Annotated in this window: 5 protein-coding genes; 3 read left to right on the forward strand and 2 right to left on the reverse strand. The window is 66.4% G+C overall.

Going from position 1 to position 4,054, the window contains the following annotated elements:
* The 3 genes from RBR29_RS10870 to RBR29_RS10880 all read left to right on the forward strand — a co-directional run.
* A partial coding sequence (locus RBR29_RS10870) for an ABC transporter permease (RefSeq protein ID WP_320349230.1) occupies positions 1–867 on the forward strand: 867 nt, incomplete at its 5' end.
* Complete coding sequence (locus tag RBR29_RS10875; protein ID WP_320349231.1) at positions 864–1,589, forward strand: ABC transporter ATP-binding protein; 726 nt, start codon at positions 864–866, stop codon at positions 1,587–1,589. The genes RBR29_RS10870 and RBR29_RS10875, both read left to right, overlap by 4 nt.
* A 49-nt stretch (positions 1,590–1,638) precedes the next feature.
* Positions 1,639–1,836 carry a hypothetical protein gene (locus RBR29_RS10880; protein WP_320349232.1) on the forward strand — a complete coding sequence of 66 codons (198 nt, stop codon included), beginning with the start codon at positions 1,639–1,641 and terminating at the stop codon, positions 1,834–1,836.
* Between the two features lie 43 nt (positions 1,837–1,879).
* Here the strand turns inward: RBR29_RS10880 and RBR29_RS10885 are convergent, their stop codons facing one another.
* Entirely contained in the window at positions 1,880–2,872 is a 993-nt protein-coding gene (locus tag RBR29_RS10885; protein WP_320349233.1) for an FAD:protein FMN transferase, read from the reverse strand.
* A partial coding sequence (locus RBR29_RS10890) for a flavodoxin domain-containing protein (RefSeq protein WP_320349235.1) occupies positions 2,853–4,054 on the reverse strand: 1,202 nt, incomplete at its 5' end. The genes RBR29_RS10885 and RBR29_RS10890, both read right to left, overlap by 20 nt.

A 4,054-nucleotide genomic window follows, 5' to 3' on the forward strand; every position in this document is an offset into this window, starting at 1 on the left:
GTAGCGCCGGGCACGCCAGGTGCCACGCCGGGCTGGCCCCCCAGCCTGGTCGCCGGCCGCCAGATCGTCCTGGGTCATTACGAAGCCGTGGCAGACGTGGCCACCGGCTTTGCCCTGGGCGACCGGATCACCATCCGCCGCCATGCATACACCATCGTCGGCCAGACCCGACGCACGGTGTCCTCCAGCGGAGACCCGATGGTCTTCATCCCCCTGAAAGACGCGCAGCAGGCGCAATTCCAGAAGGACAACGATGCCATCTGGCAAAGTCGCCGGCGCACGGCGGCCAATCCAGTTCTGGGCCGGCCTGGCAACGATGTGGCGCTGCAAGCCGTGCTCGACAGCCAGGCAGCCAACCCCTTCGTCAATGCCGTCCTGGTGACGCTGGCCCCGGGCGCGAACGCCACCGAAGTCGCCGCCCGCATCCAGCGCTGGACGCGCCTGTCCGTCCATACCCGGGCCCAGATGGAAACCATCCTGGTGGACAAGCTGGTCGCCTCGTCGGCACGCCAGATCGGCATGTTCCTGGTCATCCTGGCGCTGGTCAGCGCAGCCATCGTGGCTTTCATCATCTACACCCTGACCATGGACAAGATCCGCGAAATCGCCGTGCTCAAGCTGATCGGCACCCGCAACCGCACCATCGCCGGAATGATTCTGCAACAGGCCCTGGCCCTGGGGCTGATCGGCTTCATGACGGGCAAGATCACAGCGACGTTTTCTGCTCCCCTCTTCCCCAAATACGTGCTGCTGATGCCGGCCGATTCCTTTGCGGGCCTGGCCGCCATCCTGCTGATCTGCGCCTTGGCCAGCCTGGTGGCCATCCGCATCGCCCTGCGGGTCGATCCCGCCAACGCCATCGGATGAACTTCATGAACACGACGCATACGGGCATCCAGATCGAAGGCCTGAGCAAACGCTACGGCCAGGGCGATACGGCCGTACTGGCCCTGCGCGACGTCAACCTGTCGGTCGCCCCCGGCGAGGTCGTCGGCCTGATCGGCCCATCGGGTTCAGGCAAAAGCACCCTGCTGAAATGCCTGGGGGCCGTGATCGACCCGACGGGCGGACGCATGACGCTGGGCAATGAATGCATCTACGATGACGGCTGGCGGGTCAAGGACCTGCGGGCGCTGCGCCGCGACCGGATCGGCTTCATCTTCCAGGCGCCCTACCTGATCCCCTTTCTGGACGTCACCGACAATGTGGCCTTGCTGCCGATGCTGGCAGGCGTCGGCAAGCGCGAGGCGCGCGCCCGTGCGCTGGACGTGCTGGCCTCGCTGGACGTCGAACATCGCGCGCAGGCCATGCCCCCGCAACTGTCCGGTGGCGAACAGCAGCGGGTCGCCATCGCGCGCGGGCTGATCAACCGTCCGCCGGTCATTCTGGCCGACGAACCGACGGCCCCCCTGGACAGCGAACGCGCCATGTCCGTCGTGCGCATCCTGAACCAAATGGCACGACAATACCGGACCGCCATCATCGTGGTGACGCACGACGAAAAGATCATCCCGACCTTCAAGCGGATCTATCGCATCCGCGACGGGGCCACGCACGAGGAAGCCGGCGAGGGCCGACCCTTTGAATGACGGTCATTGCCCTGTCTCAACACAGGCATGCGCCAGACTGGCTATGATCTTGGTATCACCTCGCATCGAGCGCGCCACCATGTTCTTGCACAACAATCTGCTGCTGGTCCTGTTCATCCTGGGCATCATCGCGATGTTCATCGGCTTCGGCTTCCGCGACCGCAACCCTGGCATCATCCTGCTGGGCACCGGTTTCCTGGTCGCCCTGTTCGTCACCATCCGCAAGGCGATCGACGTCTTCGGATAGGGCTCGATCTGGCAAGCCCGGCTGGATCCGAGACGTCGCACGATCATTCGCGCTGAAACGCAAAACGGCCCACCCCAAATTCGATCAGCCGGTCGTTGCGCCGCAAGATGAACAAGGCATCCAGGCCCAGGCGCCGGGCCAGGGCAGGCCCCTCGTCCGCTCCCGCCACCAGCAGCGCCGTGGCCCAGGCATCGGCGTCCATGCAATCGACTGCCAGCACCGTCACCGAAGCCACGGCATTGCGCACCGGCGCCGCTCGGCGGCCGTCCATGGTATGTGTCAGGCGAGCTTCCCCGACCTGAACCCAGTGGCGGTAATCGCCCGATGTCGCCACCGACAGATCGGCCAGTTCGATTACCCCATGCGCCGTCCGGCAGCCTTCCTGCGGGCTTTCCAGCGCCACGGCCCAGGGCCGACCATCGGCCCGGGCGCCACAGGCCCGCAACTCGCCGTCCAGGCCCACCAGAGCATGGCCGATGCCATGCTGCTGCATGACGCGGGCCATCTGGTCCACCGCGTAGCCTTTGGCAATCCCGCACAGATCCAGGGTCAGGGGGGCCCGCTTGCGCGCACAGCCCCGCTCCCGATCCACATCCAGCCAGAGATGGGCCGGACGATGTCCGGCAGCGGCATGCCGGATGGCCAGCGGATCAGGGGCGTCCGATACCGCACCGAATCCCCAGGCATTGACCAGACCGCCAACGGCTGCGTCATAGGCACCACCACTCAGGATGCCGATGTCCCGCGCCCGGGACAGCACATCGATCATGGATGCCGGCAGCGCCACCCAGGCCCCTGGCTCGGCCCGGTTCAGGCGCATCAGGTCGCTGTCCGGCTTCCAGGGTGACATCTGCGCATCCACCGATTCCACCGCCCGGGCCAAATCATGCGACAACGCATCATGATCAAAATCCGGTGCCGCCTGGTACCGGGCCGACCAGCGCGTGCCCATGGTCGGCCCGCTCAGGGTGGCATCAGCCCATGCGCCAGGAACGGCAGGCAGCACGGCGGCTGGATCAGAATACGTCTTCGGCATAACGCCCCCCTTCCCGCAGCCGATGCACGTCCAGGCCAAGCGGACGCAGGATCTCGTCCAGCGCACTGGCAACCCCGGCGGCCATGGGCCGGCTGCCGCAGACCCGCAATACCGCCCCCTTGGCAACCAACGCCCGCACGCGATCCGCATCGCGGCGCAACGCGTCCTGGACGTAGCCACCCCCATCCTTGACCCTGGAGAACGCCGTGCGCAGGCCAGACAGACGCCCTTCATCCAGCCAGTCACGGATGGCCGGGCCGAAATAGAAATCAGCGTCCGGATTGCGCGCGCCGAAATACAGGTACATGGGGGTCTTGCGGACATTGCCGCGAATGAAGCCCGCCAGCGGGGCGACGCCGGTGCCCGCGCCAATCAATACGACAGGGCGGCGCGAGGCCCCCAGCGTGAAGCCTGGGTTGGACTTGATGAACGCCTGGATGCGATCGCCGGGTTTCAGGTCATACAGAAAACCGGAGCAGACCCCGCCCGGCATCCGCCGCACGCAGATTTCCAGAAAACCATCGGCAAACCCGGAGGCCAGGGAATAATAGCGCGGCACCGGACTGCCGGGCGGCACGATGCCCACCAGATCGCCCGCCTTGAAACGCGGCATGCCCCGGCCCAGCAACCGCGCCAGCGGACCGACATGCTGCCAGCGCAGGCGCAGGATGACAGCCGGGTCCGCGCCGCCCCCCGCATAATCCTGCCGCTCGATCAGTGCCAGGGATACAGTCGGTGGAACGCGCGGCGCGTACTTCAACACCAGCGCCTCGCCCAGGGCTTCGGACAGCGCCTGCCCCCAGCGGTCGAACTGCTGCGCCGACTGCTGGTGAATGCATTCCAGCGGCAACGCCTGCGGCCAGCCAGCCGCGCGCAGGGCCTGGTCCAATGCCTCTGCATAGCCACAGAAGGCCGGGAACTGGCGGTCACCAAAACCCAACACCGTCACCGGCACGGTCCCGCCTTTCAGGCTGGCGATCCGATCCAATGCCCGGGCAGCATGTGCCGGGGCCTGGCCATCCCCATACGTGGCGGCCAGAACGAATATCTGCCGGGTCGACTCGGGAACCTGGAATCGTTCCAGCGGCGCAGTGTGGACCGCATGGCCGTTGCGCACCAGGGCATCATGCAGCGCCATGGCGAAACCCCAGGTCGTGCCACCCTCGCTGGCCACAAAAACCA

It is taken from the genome of Castellaniella sp. (assembly GCF_034007085.1).
In the GTDB taxonomy this organism is placed as follows: domain Bacteria; phylum Pseudomonadota; class Gammaproteobacteria; order Burkholderiales; family Burkholderiaceae_B; genus Castellaniella.

Bases quoted from the DNA above. Each gene is read 5' to 3' on its own strand.
- RBR29_RS10875 (WP_320349231.1), top strand. From the start codon at position 864: ATGAACTTCATGAACACGACGCATACGGGCATCCAGATCGAAGGCCTG.
- RBR29_RS10885 (WP_320349233.1), bottom strand. From the start codon at position 2,872: ATGCCGAAGACGTATTCTGATCCAGCCGCCGTGCTGCCTGCCGTTCCT.